The following is a 14,586-nucleotide window of genomic DNA, read 5'->3' on the forward strand; positions in this document are numbered from 1 at the left end:
AAGAATGATTTCAAAGGGTTAAGCTGACGTTAATAAATATGGCAGCCCGACCGCTCAGCAGCGCGCCTTCACATGCGCGGTCTCGGGCACAGGTGTGATCGACCGGCGCTCGCTGAACCAGGACACCAGATTGTCGACGCACAGATCCGCCATGGCGCGACGTGTGTGCTCCGACGCCGAACCGACATGCGGCAACAGACTGGCATTGGTCGCGTCAAGCAGCGCCCGCGGCACGTTCGGTTCGTCGGCGAAGACATCGAGCCCGGCGGCGGCGATAGTGCCCTTGGCGAGGGCTGTCGCAAGCGCCGCCTCGTCGACCGTGCTGCCGCGCCCGATATTGACGAAGACGCCGTTGGCGCCAAGCGCCGACAGGATCTCGGCATCGACCGCCTTTTCCGTCGAGGCGCCGCCCGGGACCACCGAAATCAGCGTGTCGACTGCTTCGGCGAGGCCCTTCAGCGTCGGATGATAGGGGTAGGACAGGCCCTCGACCCGGCGCCGGTTGTGATAGGCGACGGGCAATCCGAACGCCTCCAGCCGGCGGGCAATGGCGAGCCCGATGCGGCCCATGCCGAAAATGCCGGCGCTGCGGCCGCGCAAGGTAAGCCGGCTCAAGGGATAGTTGCCCTTGCGCTGCCAGCTGCCGTCGCGCAGCCAGGCTTCGGCGCGCGGCAGGTCGCGCACGGTGTTGATCAGCAGGCCGATGGCGGTGTCGGCGACCTCCTCGGTCAGCACATCCGGCGTGTTGGTGACCATGATGCCGTGATCGCCAGCGTGGCGGGCATCGACCGAATCGTAGCCAACACCGAAACTGGCGACGATCTCAAGCTTGGGCAATGCATCCATGAAGGCCGCGCTGATGCCGCCGAACGAGGCGATGGCGCGCACGTTGTCACGCATTTCATCGGTGACCAGGGACGGGTCGGCGCGCTCGATCCCGACACGCCTGAATGTCCGGTCGATGCGCTCGACCGCGTGGTCGTTGAAATGCCCCGGCACCAGGATGGCGACGGTTTGCAGTTGCTCGGGCCTTGTCATGCACGCTCCACCGGCTTGCCGGTCGACTGTCGCACATGCAGTTCCGGCTTGATCAGTTCCTGAGAGGGCCGCACCGTCTGCCCGTTCAGCTTGTCGAGCAGGGCGCTGGCGGCGCGGCGGCCAACCTCGCGCTGACCGTTCCACACGGTGGTCAGCGCCGGCGTGGCGATTGCCGCCTCCTCGAGATCGTCGTAGCCGGTGACCGATATGTCCAGGCCGGGCACCAGGCCGGCGCGCGCGATGCCGTTCATCAGGCCGATGGCGACGAGGTCGTTCCAGCAGCAGGCGGCTGTCGGCTTGTCCTTCAGGGCCAGAAACTGTCCGGCGGCCTCGAAGCCAGCCTGCTTGGTGCGCGGGCCGGGGATGCGCCAGGCCGGCCGCACTTCCAGCCCGGCGGCCTCCATGGCGTTGACATAGCCCTGGTAGCGATCGCGGCCGGTCGAGGTCTGGTCGGTGCCGCCGATCATGGCGATGCGCTTGTGGCCGAGCGAGATCAGGTGATTGGTGGCAAGCCCCGTGCCATAGGCATCGTCGCCGCGAAAAACCGGCACGTCGGCGCCCTCGACGGTGCGCGCGATCAGCACCGCCGGCAGGCCGTTTTCCTCGGCCATCAGAATATCCGAGGCCGGAGTGCCGATGGCCGGCGACATGATGACGCCGTCGGCGCCGAGCTGCAAAAGCGTGTCGATGAAAGTGCGCTGCTTCTCGAGCTGGTCGTAGTGATTGGACAGGATGAAGGTCTGGCGGCTGCGGTCGAGCTCGCTTTCGATCGAGCGCAGTATCTCGGCGAAGAACGGGTTCATGATGTCATGCACGACGACGCCGACAATGCCCGAACGCGAGGTACGCAGGCTGGCGGCACGGCGGTTGTAGATGTAGCCGATGGCGCGGGCATGTTCCTTGATGCGGTCACGGGTGCCGCCTGCCACCAGCGGGCTGTCGCGCAGCGCCAGCGATACCGTGGCCGTGGACACGCCGAGCGCATCCGCGATCGTCGACAGCTTGATCTTCTGTGCCAGCCTTCCCCTCCCCCGTCGTTTTTTAAACTGTTTAAAGGCGGCCTTATGCCACCCTTCGACGCTAAATCAAAGTTTTTTTGCCAGCGCTTCCGCCTCGACGTCCAGCACCGCACGATTGCGCAGGCGCAGCCGGTGCTCGCGATGAACGATGTAGAGACCGCTGGCGACGATGACGGCGGCGCCGACGAGTGTCCAGCGGTCGGGGAACTGCTTGAAGACGATGAGCCCGGAAAGGATCATCCACACCATCTGCGAATAGGGATAGGGGGCGAGCGCGGTGGTGGTGGCCATGCGATAGGCCTGCACCAGAAGCCAATGACCGACGCCGCCAAAGACGCCGAGCATGAGCAGGATGAACCAGTGCCAGCCATCATGCGGCAGGGAAAACGAGAACGGCAGCATGGGCAGGAGCACCACCGCCGGGGCCAGTGCCGAAAACAGGATGAGGCTTTCCGATGTCTCGGTCGCCGACATGCGCCGGGTCATGATCACATAGAAGCAGTTCGACAGCATCGAGCCGAGCGCGAACAGGTGGCCGATGCCGAAAACGCCGACTCCCGGCCTTGTGATGATCAGAACCCCGGCGAACGCGGCCAGGATCGCCAGCCACCGCCGCCAGCCCGCCCATTCGCCAAGCAGCGGGCCGGCAAGTGCGGTGATGACCATCGGCCCGAAGAAATAGATCGATGTCGTCTCGGCCAGTTGCAGGGACCGCAGCGCCAGCACGTTGAAGATGGTCGAGCCGAACAGGAACAGCCCGCGCAGGACATGAGCCGGCAGGTTGGCCGGACGGAACCGCGCCGGTTCACGCCAGCCGCGCAACAGCGCGCCGACCAGCACGACATGCACGGCAAAGCGCACCCAGGCGACGACAAGCGCGGAGACGCCGGCTAGGACGAGGTATTTGCTGCTGGTGTCGAGAAAGGTGAAGAAGACATAGGTGGAAAGCATGCACAGGATCGCCACCGGCGGCGTCGCGCTTTCTGAAGATGTTTGGGGAGCACTCACTTGCAGGCCGGATGGAAAGCTGGGCTGAGGCCCACCTTTTGCGGCAATTGCGGGCGTGCGGCAAGCCAAAAGCGGCTGGCACAACAAGAGCTGCGGACAGGCTCAGGCCCGGGTCGTCAGGGATGCATGCGAGCACCCTTGGTGATCTTGTCGACCGTCTTCTTGTCGGCGCGTAATGCGATGCCGACAACCTTGGCGTCTTCCGGCGCGAATTCGGCGAAGACGGCGCGGTTGGCGGCGTCGAACCCGGTCGAGAACATCTCCTCGACATAGAGCGAGCTCGTTACTCCGCGCTCCAGGGCGCGGCTGTGGATTGCGCCGAGTGTCGCCTGGTCGGCGGACAGCACGATGACGGGCTGGATCGACAGCGGATTGTAGACATTGCCGGCGCGGTCACGATAGGGCTCGCCGATGATATCGGGGAACTGCGCGACGACGCCGCTGGTCAGGAATGCGGTGACGTTGAGTTTTTGCCAGACCGGCAGATCATCCCTGAGCACGATTGCAAATTTCGTATCGAACATGAGACAGTGACCATTCGTGGTTATGCCCCTTTCAAGGCGAAAGGAAGCGATGTCGCTCGATCTAGGCAGCCAGGCGTTCCAGGGTCTTGGACGTTTGTGCGCGGAGGCTGCGGAAAACTGCATCATTCCCGCCCGCGACCCCGCCGGCATGGAGCGCATCGAGGCGCGATTCCACGGTAGCGCCTTCGACCTGCATCGCCACGACACCTATGCGATCGGGGTGACGCTGCAAGGCGTGCAGAGCTTTCGCTATCGCGGTGCGGTGCGGCATAGCCTGCCTGGCCAGATCATCGTCCTGCATCCCGACGAACTGCATGATGGCGGCGCGGGAACCGAGGACGGGCTGCGCTACCGGATCCTCTATCTGGAACCGTCGCTGATGCTGGACTGCCTCGGCGGCGCATCGTTGCCTTTCGTCAGGCAAGCCGTGGTGGCGGACGAACGCCTGCGCGCGACCTTGCTTTCGGCGCTGGGTCCACTGGAGGAGGAACTCGACGAGTTGTTCGTCGCCGACTTCCTGGCGCAACTTATGCAAGGGCTCGCCCGCCATGCCGGCCAGCCGGCGAGAGCGGTGCCGGGAACGGCCTGGCGGGCGGCCGCTCTGGCGCGCGACTATCTCACGGAAAACTCTGCCCGGCCCGTGCGATCCGACGAGTTGGAGGCGGTTACCGGGTTCGACCGCTATGCCTTGTCCAGGCATTTCCGCGCCGCTTTCTCCACCAGCCCGCATCGTTTCCTTTTGATGCGCCGGCTTCAGCGCGCGCGGCGCATGATCGCCGCCGGCGAGCCGCTGGCACAGATCGCGGCCGAAGCCGGTTTCAGCGACCAAAGCCACTTCAACAGGCAATTCAAGAAGGCATTCGGCATGACGCCGGGACGCTGGTCTTCGCTGATCCGTGGGTCCGCCGCGGTGGCCTGATCACCGCAACCGGCGGTCAGTCGTCCGACTCGGCGTCGTCGTCGATCAAGGCCAGGTCTTCGTTCGAAAGATTGGCCTCGATGCGGGCAAGAAATTTGAACAGTGCCTTCTGGTCCTTCTTGTCGAGGCCCTTCAGCGCCTGCTTTTCGGTCTTCTTCACCGACTTTTCGATGGCGCGGATGGTCTCGCGACCGGTGTCGGTGAGAAAGATATGCGCCTGGCGGGCATCGGCGTCGGAGGCGCGCTTTTGCAGAAAACCCTGTGCCTGCAGCCGATTGATGGTCTTGGTGATGGTGGGCGGGCGCACGCCGAGCCGGCCAGCCAGATTGCCCGGGGTCTGGCCGTCCTCGCGGTCGAGCGCCAGCATGATCTGGTCCTGGCCGGCATAGAAGCCATGCGCCAGCAGCCGTGCCGCAAGCGCTGTTCTTGCCAGCCTTGCCGCCGAATGCAGCCGGCTCATTGTCGCAGTCTTGTCCGCCTTGGCCATGGTCATCCCTCTTCGGCCATACCGGTGCGGGCAGCATAGACGCAGCCGGCCGGTTGGCAATCGACGATCAAAAAAGATTCCGGCGCCTGAAACAGCTTTGCCGGCAAGCATTGCGGTACCCGCCGTGGCTAATGCCAGATGATTATTTCAGTTAGATGACAAACGACTTTTCGCGAAAGCGATTGCGGTGGATCGGCCGGCCGTGGTCGTCCACAGGCTCTTTTTGCGCACCGATACCGCATGGCCTGCAGGGCGCCGCCAGCCGCCTAGTTCGACGAGACGCTGACCTAGGGATTGGACCGCAGCCATTCGCGGTTTGCCTCGTGCAAAAGCCCGCCGCGCATCCTATATGGAGCCGACAATCCCTTTCGAGGCCGCCGAAATCTTTCAAGGCCCATCCATTCGAGGCAAGCCATGAGCGACGCACAGACGCAGATCCCCGTAACCGTTCTGACCGGCTATCTCGGCGCCGGCAAGACGACGCTGCTCAACCGCATCCTGTCGGAAAACCACGGCAGGCGCTACGCCGTCATCGTCAACGAATTCGGCGAGATCGGCATCGACAACGACCTGATCGTGGAGTCCGACGAGGAAATCTACGAGATGAACAATGGCTGCGTTTGCTGCACGGTGCGCGGCGACCTGATCCGCGTCGTTGAGGGCCTGATGCGCCGGCCCGGCCGCTTCGACGCCATCGTGGTGGAGACCACGGGTCTCGCCGATCCGGTGCCGGTGGCGCAGACCTTCTTCATGGACGACGACGTGCGCTCCAAGACGAAGCTCGACGCCGTGGTGGCGCTGGTCGACGCCAAGCACCTGCCGCTCAGGCTGAAGGATTCCAAGGAAGCCGAGGACCAGATCGCCTTCGCCGACGTCGTCGTGCTCAACAAGACCGACCTCGTCACACCAGAAGAACTGGCCAAGGTGGAAGCGACGATCCGCGCCATCAACCCGGCCGCAAGGATCCATCGCACCACCCGCGCCGGCGTGGCGCTGTCGGAAGTGCTCGACCGCGGCGCCTTCGACCTGTCCAGGGCGCTGGAGAACGACCCGCATTTCCTCGAGGCGCATGACGACCACCATGGTCATGATCATGATCATGACCACGACCACGATCATCACCACCACGATCATGACGGGCACGATCATGACCACGATGGACACGACCATCACGCGCACCCATCCGACATCCATGACGTGACGGTGCAGTCGGTTTCGCTGCGGGGAGGCGAGATGGATCCGAAGAAATTCTTCCCCTGGATCGAGAAGGTCACCCAGATGGAGGGGCCGAACATCCTGCGCCTGAAAGGCATCATCGCCTTGAAGGGCGACGACGAGCGCTACGTCATCCAGGGCGTGCACATGATCATCGAGGGCGACCACCAGCGCGCCTGGAAAGACGGCGAGAAGCATGAGAGCCGGCTGGTGTTCATCGGTCGCGAACTGGACCCCGAACGGCTGAGGAAGAGCTTCGAGGCCTGCCAGGCCGCTTGATTTCCGGACTTTATGGCGGTAGCGCTGCCCGCTCTTCCTTCTCCCCTTGCGGGAGAGGGTGGGGCCGCGCCTGGCGCGCTGGCGGCTCCCGAGACGACCAGCAACAATCTGGAATGGACCTGTCCTACATGCCGACCGTCGCCCCGCTTGATCTCGAAGGCCATTGCCTTGCCGCCGCCTTCCTCCGCGACGTGCCGCATTTCGCGCTGGCCGACGGCACCGTCCATCGGCTCGACAATGGCCACAAGACGGTGCAGGCCAATGACGGGCTGCTCGCGGCCTTCCACGATGCCGCCAATGACCGGCTGCTCACCGGCGGCGAAGACGGCAAGGTGTTTGCGGTGAAAGCGGGCGGCGAGGCCAAGGAATTGGCGAGCGCGGGCAAGAAGTGGGTCACCAGCGTCGCCGCTGGCCCGCAAGGCGCCATCGCCTACGCTACAGGCAAGACCGCCTATGTGCGCTTTGCCGACGGCCACACAAAAGACTTCGCCCATCCGCGTTCGGTCGAGGGGCTGGCATTTTCGCCCAAGGGCATGCGCTTCGGCGTCGCGCGCTACAATGGCGCGACGCTGCATTTCCCGGCCGCCGAGGGCAAGCCGGTGGAGCTCGAATGGGCCGGCGCCCATACCGGCATCACCTTCTCGCCGGATGGCGCCTTCCTGGTCACCACCATGCAGGAAAACGCGTTGCACGGCTGGAAGCTGGCGGACGGCAAGCACATGCGCATGAGCGGCTATCCCGCCAAGGTCAAAAGCCTGTCATGGAGCGTGAAAGGCAAGTGGCTGGCGAGTTCCGGCGCGCCGGCGGCGATCGTCTGGCCGTTTTCAGGCAAGGACGGGCCAATGGGCAAGGCGCCGCTGGAACTCGGTACGCGCGGCAATGCGATGGTGACCTCAGTCGCCTGCCATCCGAGCCAGGATGTCGTCGCCATCGGCTATGAGGACGGCATGGTGATGGCGGTGCGTTTTTCCGACGCCAAGGAAGTGCTGTTGCGTCGCCCCGGCAAGGGCGCCATCACCTCGATGATGTGGGACAGGGAAGAACGCCGCATCGCCTTCGGCAGTGCCGCCGGCGACTGCGGCGTTATCGACATCACGGGTTAGGGGAGTAGGGGAGTAGGGCAATATGGGAGCGGGTTTAGAGCATCCGGGCCGTTGAGCGCCTACCCCACTACTCCACTACTGCGCCAGAGAGGGGTTTCATGCACAGCGCCCACACGTCCATTGGCGGCGTCAGCCGCGACCGCATTGCCGCATTGCGGGACGCCGAAGGCGCCAGCTTCCGCAAGGCGCGGCCGAAATCGCAGGCCAAGGCCGGCAACGGCCTGCCTGGCTTCTTCGGCGGGGTGCCGATGCACTGGATGAACGACTGGCCGACGCCGTTTCCGATCCTGGTCCAGAGCGCCAGAGGCGCTACGATCACCGACATCGACGGCAACAGGCTCGACGATTTCTGCCTCGGCGACACCGGATCGATGTTCGGCCACTCGCCGCCGGCCATAGCGCGCGCCATCCGCCGGCAGGCCGGACGCGGCCTGACATACATGCTGCCTTCGGAAGATGCGCTCGCCATCGGACCGCTGCTGCAACAGCGCTTCGGCCTGCCGTTCTGGCAGATCGCCACGACGGCGACCGATGCCAACCGTTTCGCGCTGCGCGTTGCCCGCGCCGTCACCGGGCGAGAAAAGATATTGGTCTTCAACGGCTGTTATCACGGCTCTGTCGACGAGACGATGGTGCGGCTGATCGACGGCAAGCCGGCCAACCGGCCCGGATTGGCCGGAGAATTCCGCGACCTGACCCGCACGGCCAAGGTCATCGAGTTCAACGACGTTGCCGCGCTGGAGGCGGCGCTCAGGGACAAGGATGTCGCCTGCGTCATCGCCGAACCGGTGCTGACCAATTCCTGCATGGTGCTGGCCGATCCCGGTTTCCACGAGGCGCTGCGAAAGCTGACGCGCGCGGCCGGCACGCTGCTTCTGATCGACGAGACACACACGATCTCGACCGGACCGGGCGGCTATTCCGCGAAATACGGGCTGGAGCCGGACCTGTTCGTGCTAGGCAAGCCGATCGCCGGTGGTGTACCGGCAAGCGTATGGGGCATGAGCGAAGAGGTCGCCTCGCGCTACGCCGACTACAACAGGACGAAAGAGCCGGGTTATTCCGGCATGGGCACGACGCTCTCAGCCAATCCTCTGCAGTTCGCCGCGATGCGCGCCGCGCTCGAAGAAGTGATGACGGCCGAGAACTACGACCGCATGGATCATCTGGCGCGGCGGCTCGATGCCGGGCTGACCACGGTCATCGACCGCTACCGCCTGCCATGGCATGTCGCCCGCGTCGGCGCCCGCGTCGAATTCATCTGCGCGCCGGGCCCGCTGCGCAATGGGGCGGAGGCGGAGGCCGCGCACGCGCCGGAACTCGAAGCCGCCATCCATGTCGCGCTGGTCAATCGCGGCGTGCTTATCGCGCCCTTCCACAATATGATGCTGATCTCTCCGGCGACCACTGGCGCCCAGGTCAACCGGCTGATCACCGCCTTCGGCGCAGTTGCGGCGGAGCTTGCGGCATGAGACAAGCCACCCAACAGACAGGCGCGCAAGCCAGGCCGGGCTCCATCATGACTTCACCTTCGGGCTCGACGCCCACCGAGGCGCAGGCCTTTCTCGACGCCCATCCTGAGATCGAAGCCTTCGATATCGTGCTGACCGATGCCAACGGCGTCGGCCGTGGCAAGATCGTGCGCCGGCACGAGCTGAAAGCCATCTTCGAAGGCGGCCGGCACATGCCGATCTCGATCCTCGGCCTCGACATCACCGGCGAGGACGTGCACGAGACCGGGCTGATCTGGACCACCGGCGACGGCGATCTGCGCGCCTGGCCGATTCCTGGCACGCTGGTGCCGCTCCACGGGACCAAACCGCCGCGCGGCCAGGTGCTGATGGCGATGTATCATCTCGACGGCGCGCCGATGTCATCGGACCCGCGGCTGGCGCTGGCAAGGCAGGTCGACATATTGGCGTCCAAGGGGCTGTACCCGGCCGGCGCCTTCGAGCTCGAATTTTTTCTCCTCGCCAATGAGCGCGACAGCGACGGCAAGGTGCAGCCGGCGCACGCCGTGCTGGATGGCCGCGTCTCGGGCAAGACCGAGGTCTACTCGGTCGACCATCTGCACGGCATGGAGCCGCTGTTTACCGACATCTATGCCGCGGCCAAGGCACAGGGCATTCCGGCCGAGACCGTGATTTCTGAATATGCGCCCGGCCAGTACGAATTGACGCTGAACTACCGCAAGGATGTGATGCGGGCGGCCGACGACCTCGTTATGCTGAAGCGGCTGGTTCGGGCGCAGGCGCGCCGCCATGGCGTCACGGCTTGCTTCATGGCCAAACCGATCGAGAAATATGCCGGCTCCGGCATGCATTTCCACGTCTCGCTGCAGGACAAGGCCGGCCGAAACGTTTTTTCGGAGGCCGGTGGCGAGAGTTGGTCGCTGCCACTGCTGCGCGGGCTGGGCGGCCTGATCCAGACCATGGCGGAATCGATGCTGGTGTTTGCGCCGCACGCCAATTCCTGGCGGCGCTTCGTCTCCCAATCCTATGCACCGGTGGCGCCGACCTGGGGCGTCAACAACCGGTCGGTGGCGCTGCGCGTGCCGGCGGGCGACGCCAGGAACCGGCGCATCGAGCATCGGCCGTCGGGCGTCGACGCCAACCCCTATCTGATCGCGGCAACCGTGCTTGCCGGCATCGTCAAAGGGCTCGACGAAGGCCTCGACCCCGGCCCCGAGACGACCGGAAACGGCTATGAGGCGGCGGTGACGCGCACGACCATGCCGGTCGACTGGCGCGCGGCGATCGAGGCGGCCAGAGCGTCCAGCTTCCTCAAAGCCGCGCTTGGCGAAGACCTGCACCGCACCTTCGTGGCGATCAAGCAGTCCGAATACCTGCGCGTGGCGCGCACGGTCAGCGAGCTGGACTATCACCTCTATCTGCACGAGGTCTGAGCCCTCGGAGGAACCATCGCCCTTCCCGTCCATTTCAGTGTCAGAACCGACAGGACAGGATGATGGCGACCACAGGCCAAACGCATGAAGCGAAGAGGCCGGCCAGGCGCATTTCCGGGCCGTCCGACGAGCCACTGCCAGATGTCACCTCGATCTCGGAGCTGCGTGAGGTAGCGAAGGCTTGCCACCGTTGCCCGCTGTGGCGCGATGCGACGCAGACCGTGTTCGGCGAAGGGCCTGACGGCGCCAAGGTGATTTTCGTCGGCGAGCAGCCCGGCGATCAGGAAGATCTCGCCGGCGCTCCCTTCGTTGGCCCGGCCGGCAGGGTGTTCGACGCCATACTGGAAGACGCCGGGGTCGACCGCCAGAAAGTCTACGTCACCAATGCGGTCAAGCACTTCAAGTTCGAGCCGCGCGGCAAGCGTCGCATTCATTCCAAGCCGAACGCCGGCGAGATTCAGGCGTGCCGCTGGTGGCTCGACCAGGAATTCGGACTGATCAAACCGAACCTTGCCGTGGCGCTTGGCGCAACGGCGGCATTGTCGCTGCTCGGCAAGGCGGTTCCGGTGACGAAGATGCGCGGCCAGGCGATCGAGCGGGAAGATGGCATGCGTGTGTTCATCACCATCCATCCCTCCTTCATCCTGCGCATCCGTGACCGTGCGGACAAGGAGGCCGAGCGAGAACGGTTCCTTGACGACATGAAGCAGGTGAAGCGGCTGATGGCTGCCTGATCCAAACGATTAGCGAATCAGAATGGCCCTGAGATCGTTGACATTGGTGCCGGTCGGACCGGGCACGAACAGATCGCCGACCGCGTTGAAAGCCGTCCAGGCATTGTTGCCTGCCAGCATCGCCTTGGCGTCGATGCCGGCCGCGCGCATGCGCGAGACCGTTGAACCATCGGCGAAGGCGCCGGCATTGTCCTCAGAGCCGTCGATGCCGTCGGTGTCGGCGGCCAGGGCGTGAATGCCCTTCACATCATTGATGCCGATGGCGAAGGCGAGCAGGAATTCGGAGTTGCGGCCGCCTTTCCCCTTGGCACGCAGCGTCACCGTGGTCTCGCCGCCGGACAGGATCAGCACCGGCTTTGAGAAAGGCCGATTGCGTGTCGCTACTTCGCGCGCGATGGCCGCGTGAACCCCGCCCACCTCGCGGGCTTCGCCTTCGATGGCATCCGAGAGAATGACAGCTTCGATGCCCTGTCGGCTCGCTTCCGCTGCGGCTGCTTCGAGCGACACGCCGGCGGAGGCGATCAGATGCACCTCGTTGCGCGAAAAGCGCTCATCCCCGGGAACTGGTGCATCGGCGGCCGGTGAATTGATATGCGCCATGACCGAGGCCGGCAGGTTTATGCCGTAGGCTGATATCGACGCCAGCGCATCCGCCCGGCTGCCGGTGTCGGGAACGGTCGGGCCGGATGCGACCAGCGCCGGATTGTCACCGGGAATATCGGAGACAACCAGCGACACCATTTTGGCCGGCCAGGCGGCGGCGGCCAGCCGGCCTCCCTTGATGGTGGAAAGATGCTTGCGGATGGTGTTCATCGCCGCGATCGGCGCGCCCGACGCCAGCAGCGCCTCGTTGACGGCGATCTCGTCGGCCAATGTCAGGCCGGTTGCCGGTGACGGCAGCAGCGCCGAACCGCCGCCGGAAATCAGCGCCACCACCAGATCGTCGGCGGTCAGCCCTTGCACCTTCTCGAGCAGCCGCCGCGAAGCCTCGAGGCCGGCGGCGTCCGGCACCGGATGCGCCGCCTCGATGATCTCGATGCGCTCGCATTTCGCGCCATAGCCGTAGCGGGTGACGACCAGTCCTTCGATCGGACCGTCCCACGCTTTCTCGAAGGCCGCCGCCATCTGCGCCGAGCCCTTGCCGGCGCCGATGACGATGGTGCGGCCCTTGGGCCTGGCCGGCAAATGATCGCGGATGGTGCGCTCCGGATCGGCGGCGGCGACGGCCGCGTCGAAGATTGAAACGAGAAAGGATTTGGGGTCGAACAAGGTCATCCTTTGGCGCCATCGGCGTCTTTCGAATTGAGCAACCGTCGGCGCTGCCCCTCACCCTCTCCCCGTAAAGAGACGGAGAGAGGGGGTCGCCGGCGCTGGTGCGCATCCCTTCTCCCCGTCACTATACGGGGAGAAGGTGCCGTCAGGCGGATGAGGGGCGGCGTCAACGTCACGATTTTTCCTCGGGCGGCAGCGAAAACTCGCGCTTGTCGATGCCCAAATGACTACACAGCGCATCGACCACCACGCCGTGATCCTCGCGCTCCGGCAACCCGGAGACGGCGATGACGCCGATGACCCCGACACCCTTGACCGTGACGGGAAAGCCGCCGCCGGCCAGCACGTAGTCGGCAATATCCAGGCCCTCGCCGATCTTGAAAGTGCGGTCGAGGCGCTGCTGTTCCAGCACCATGCGGTAAGTGCTTTTCAGGAACCGCTTGACGACGTTGATCTTGCGCCGCGCCCAGTCGGGATTGGAAGCGTTCGAGCCCGGCATGGCGGCGTAGAACAGCGGCCGGTCGAAGGTCCTGATGTCGACTATGACCGGGAGATTCTCGGTGAGCGCCCTGTCGCGGATCGCGGACCCGATACTGAACGCGACTGCCTCGTCGAAGGCGGGAAAGACAAGGACTTCCTCCTGTCTCTTGATCAGAGCGATGTCTTCGGCAACGGCCATGTCGTTCCCCTTTCAACGTCGCCGCACGCTTTGACGGATGGTTGCCGCTGGGTCAAGCCCGGGTCAAGCAAGGAACGCGCCGTCACGTTCTAAATTGCCAAATCGGTTTTTGCCGGCCGACCCGCCACATAGACCTCGCGCACGGCGCGATCATCGCCCAGCGTCTGCAAGAGAAAGAGTTCCTGCGCCAGCGTCTCGACGGTCTCCATCCTGAGCCGCATCGACGACGTCGCCCTGGCGTCCAGCACGACGATATCGGCATCGGTGCCTTCCTCCAGCGTGCCGATCCTTTGCGCCACCGACAGCGCCTCGGCGTTGCCGCGCGTGACCTGCCAGAAGGACTGGAACGGGTTCAGCTTCTCGCCGTTCAGCGCGATCACCTTGTAGCCCTCGTCCATGGTGCGCAGCATGGAATAGTTGGTGCCGCCACCGACATCGGTGGCGGCGGCGATGCGGAGGGCTTTATCGCGCGTGCGGTAGCGCTGATAGTCGAACAGGCCGGAGCCGAGGAAAAGGTTCGAGGTCGGGCAGAACACGGCTACGGAGCCGCTGTCCGAAAGCGCGTCCGCTTCCCGCTCCGACAGATGGATGCAATGGCCGAGCAGGCTCTTTCTCCCCAACAGCCCGTAATGCTCATAGACGTCGGTGTAATCGCGCGACCACGGATAAAGCTCCTGCGTGAAGGCGATCTCGGCATGGTTTTCCGACAGATGCGTCTGGATGTGCAGGTCGGGGTATTCGCGGCATAGCGCGCTGGCCATCTCCATCTGCTCCGGCGACGAGGTGATCGCGAAGCGAGGGGTGATGGCATAAAGCTGCCGACCCTTGCCGTGCCACTCCTTGATCAGCGCCTTGCTGTCGTCATAGCCCGATTGCGGCGTGTCGAGCACGCCATCGGGCGCGTTGCGGTCCATCATCACCTTGCCGGCGATGTTGAGCATGTTGCGGTCATGCGATTCGGCGAAGAAAGCTTCTGCGGAGGCCTTGTGCACGGAGCAGTAGGCGGCGACCGTGGTGGTGCCGTGGCGCACCATCTCGTCGAGGAACAGCCGCGCGACGCGCCGGCCATGCTGCGCATTGGCGAACTTCGTCTCCTCCGGGAAAGTGTAGGCGTTCAGCCAATCGAGCAGTTCCGCGCCGTAGGAGGCGATGATCTGCATCTGCGGGAAATGCACATGGGCATCGATGAAGCCCGGAAGCAGCAGATGCGGCCGGTGATCAATCCTTCTCGCTGTCTCGCCTGCTTTCCTTTCAACATCGACGTAAGCGCCCGCAGCGATGATCCTGCCGTCGTGGATCAGCAGGCCGCCATCCTCCTCGTAGCGCCAGGCGGAATGATCATCGATGCTTTCAGGCCAGCGCACGAAGGACAGCGTGCGGCCACGCAGAAGTGTCGATGTCATG

General features: G+C 64.6%; 14 protein-coding genes. 6 read left to right on the forward strand and 8 right to left on the reverse strand.

The features are described 5' to 3' along the window. Window positions 1-54 precede the first annotated feature (54 nt). The 4 genes from FJ946_RS15370 to FJ946_RS15385 form a co-directional block, all read right to left on the reverse strand. Window positions 55-1,038: a 2-hydroxyacid dehydrogenase gene (locus FJ946_RS15370; RefSeq protein WP_140501139.1), complete on the reverse strand. Its 984-nt coding sequence runs from the start codon at window positions 1,036-1,038 to the stop codon at window positions 55-57. Next, window positions 1,035-2,057, reverse strand: coding sequence for a LacI family DNA-binding transcriptional regulator (locus FJ946_RS15375; RefSeq protein ID WP_140501249.1), 1,023 nt, complete (start codon window positions 2,055-2,057; stop codon window positions 1,035-1,037). Before FJ946_RS15375 ends, FJ946_RS15370 begins: the two co-directional genes overlap by 4 nt. Window positions 2,058-2,123: 66 nt before the next feature. After that, a complete protein-coding gene (locus FJ946_RS15380) occupies window positions 2,124-3,008 on the reverse strand; it encodes a DMT family transporter (RefSeq protein ID WP_181165295.1) in 885 nt (294 codons plus the stop codon). 173 nt (window positions 3,009-3,181) lie between these two features. After that, complete coding sequence (locus tag FJ946_RS15385; RefSeq protein ID WP_140567817.1) at window positions 3,182-3,589, reverse strand: DUF2000 family protein; 408 nt, start codon at window positions 3,587-3,589, stop codon at window positions 3,182-3,184. Between the two features lie 49 nt (window positions 3,590-3,638). Here FJ946_RS15385 and FJ946_RS15390 point away from each other — a divergent pair, with 49 nt between their 5' ends. Then, a complete protein-coding gene (locus FJ946_RS15390; RefSeq protein WP_140525593.1) occupies window positions 3,639-4,508 on the forward strand; it encodes an AraC family transcriptional regulator in 870 nt (289 codons plus the stop codon). A 16-nt stretch (window positions 4,509-4,524) separates the two neighbouring features. On the opposite strand, the gene FJ946_RS15395 is transcribed toward FJ946_RS15390, so the two are convergent. Beyond that, entirely contained in the window at window positions 4,525-4,995 is a 471-nt protein-coding gene (locus tag FJ946_RS15395) for a MarR family transcriptional regulator (protein ID WP_140525594.1), read from the reverse strand. 414 nt (window positions 4,996-5,409) lie between these two features. Between FJ946_RS15395 and FJ946_RS15400 the strand changes: the two genes are divergently transcribed. From FJ946_RS15400 to FJ946_RS15420, 5 genes are all read left to right on the forward strand, one after another. Beyond that, entirely contained in the window at window positions 5,410-6,489 is a 1,080-nt protein-coding gene (locus FJ946_RS15400) for a GTP-binding protein (RefSeq protein ID WP_140501147.1), read from the forward strand. A 128-nt stretch (window positions 6,490-6,617) separates the two neighbouring features. Beyond that, window positions 6,618-7,592 carry a WD40 repeat domain-containing protein gene (locus FJ946_RS15405; RefSeq protein ID WP_140567820.1) on the forward strand — a complete coding sequence of 325 codons (975 nt, stop codon included), beginning with the start codon at window positions 6,618-6,620 and terminating at the stop codon, window positions 7,590-7,592. Between the two features lie 98 nt (window positions 7,593-7,690). Beyond that, complete coding sequence (locus tag FJ946_RS15410; protein WP_140567824.1) at window positions 7,691-9,064, forward strand: aspartate aminotransferase family protein; 1,374 nt, start codon at window positions 7,691-7,693, stop codon at window positions 9,062-9,064. 47 nt (window positions 9,065-9,111) lie between these two features. Then, entirely contained in the window at window positions 9,112-10,497 is a 1,386-nt protein-coding gene (locus FJ946_RS15415) for a glutamine synthetase family protein (RefSeq protein WP_140567892.1), read from the forward strand. Continuing rightward, window positions 10,494-11,231: a UdgX family uracil-DNA binding protein gene (locus FJ946_RS15420; protein ID WP_281405505.1), complete on the forward strand. Its 738-nt coding sequence runs from the start codon at window positions 10,494-10,496 to the stop codon at window positions 11,229-11,231. The genes FJ946_RS15415 and FJ946_RS15420 overlap by 4 nt, the downstream gene beginning before the upstream one ends. Window positions 11,232-11,240: 9 nt before the next feature. On the opposite strand, the gene FJ946_RS15425 is transcribed toward FJ946_RS15420, so the two are convergent. The 3 genes from FJ946_RS15425 to guaD all read right to left on the reverse strand — a co-directional run bounded on the left by FJ946_RS15425 (window position 11,241) and on the right by guaD (window position 14,585). Beyond that, window positions 11,241-12,506, reverse strand: coding sequence for a glycerate kinase (locus FJ946_RS15425; protein WP_140567827.1), 1,266 nt, complete (start codon window positions 12,504-12,506; stop codon window positions 11,241-11,243). Window positions 12,507-12,675: 169 nt separating this feature from the next. Continuing rightward, entirely contained in the window at window positions 12,676-13,182 is a 507-nt protein-coding gene (locus FJ946_RS15430) for a heme-degrading domain-containing protein (RefSeq protein WP_140567829.1), read from the reverse strand. 89 nt (window positions 13,183-13,271) lie between these two features. Next, window positions 13,272-14,585 (reverse strand): guanine deaminase, encoded by a 1,314-nt coding sequence (gene guaD / locus FJ946_RS15435; RefSeq protein WP_140567832.1) that lies wholly within the window; start codon window positions 14,583-14,585, stop codon window positions 13,272-13,274. Window position 14,586 lies beyond the last annotated feature (1 nt).

The sequence above is a fragment of the Mesorhizobium sp. B2-4-7 genome, assembly GCF_006442685.1.
Lineage (GTDB): Bacteria > Pseudomonadota > Alphaproteobacteria > Rhizobiales > Rhizobiaceae > Mesorhizobium.

What these genes read in the sequence shown, in the direction of transcription:
- FJ946_RS15370 (WP_140501139.1), bottom strand. Translation starts at nt 1,038, where the DNA reads ATGACAAGGCCCGAGCAACTGCAAACCGTCGCCATCCTGGTGCCGGGG.
- FJ946_RS15380 (WP_181165295.1), bottom strand. Translation starts at nt 3,008, where the DNA reads ATGCTTTCCACCTATGTCTTCTTCACCTTTCTCGACACCAGCAGCAAA.
- FJ946_RS15385 (WP_140567817.1), bottom strand. Translation starts at nt 3,589, where the DNA reads ATGTTCGATACGAAATTTGCAATCGTGCTCAGGGATGATCTGCCGGTC.
- FJ946_RS15390 (WP_140525593.1), top strand. Translation starts at nt 3,639, where the DNA reads ATGTCGCTCGATCTAGGCAGCCAGGCGTTCCAGGGTCTTGGACGTTTG.
- FJ946_RS15395 (WP_140525594.1), bottom strand. Translation starts at nt 4,995, where the DNA reads ATGGCCAAGGCGGACAAGACTGCGACAATGAGCCGGCTGCATTCGGCG.
- FJ946_RS15400 (WP_140501147.1), top strand. Translation starts at nt 5,410, where the DNA reads ATGAGCGACGCACAGACGCAGATCCCCGTAACCGTTCTGACCGGCTAT.
- FJ946_RS15405 (WP_140567820.1), top strand. Translation starts at nt 6,618, where the DNA reads ATGCCGACCGTCGCCCCGCTTGATCTCGAAGGCCATTGCCTTGCCGCC.
- FJ946_RS15410 (WP_140567824.1), top strand. Translation starts at nt 7,691, where the DNA reads ATGCACAGCGCCCACACGTCCATTGGCGGCGTCAGCCGCGACCGCATT.
- FJ946_RS15415 (WP_140567892.1), top strand. Translation starts at nt 9,112, where the DNA reads ATGACTTCACCTTCGGGCTCGACGCCCACCGAGGCGCAGGCCTTTCTC.
- FJ946_RS15425 (WP_140567827.1), bottom strand. Translation starts at nt 12,506, where the DNA reads ATGACCTTGTTCGACCCCAAATCCTTTCTCGTTTCAATCTTCGACGCG.
- FJ946_RS15430 (WP_140567829.1), bottom strand. Translation starts at nt 13,182, where the DNA reads ATGGCCGTTGCCGAAGACATCGCTCTGATCAAGAGACAGGAGGAAGTC.
- guaD (WP_140567832.1), bottom strand. Translation starts at nt 14,585, where the DNA reads ATGACATCGACACTTCTGCGTGGCCGCACGCTGTCCTTCGTGCGCTGG.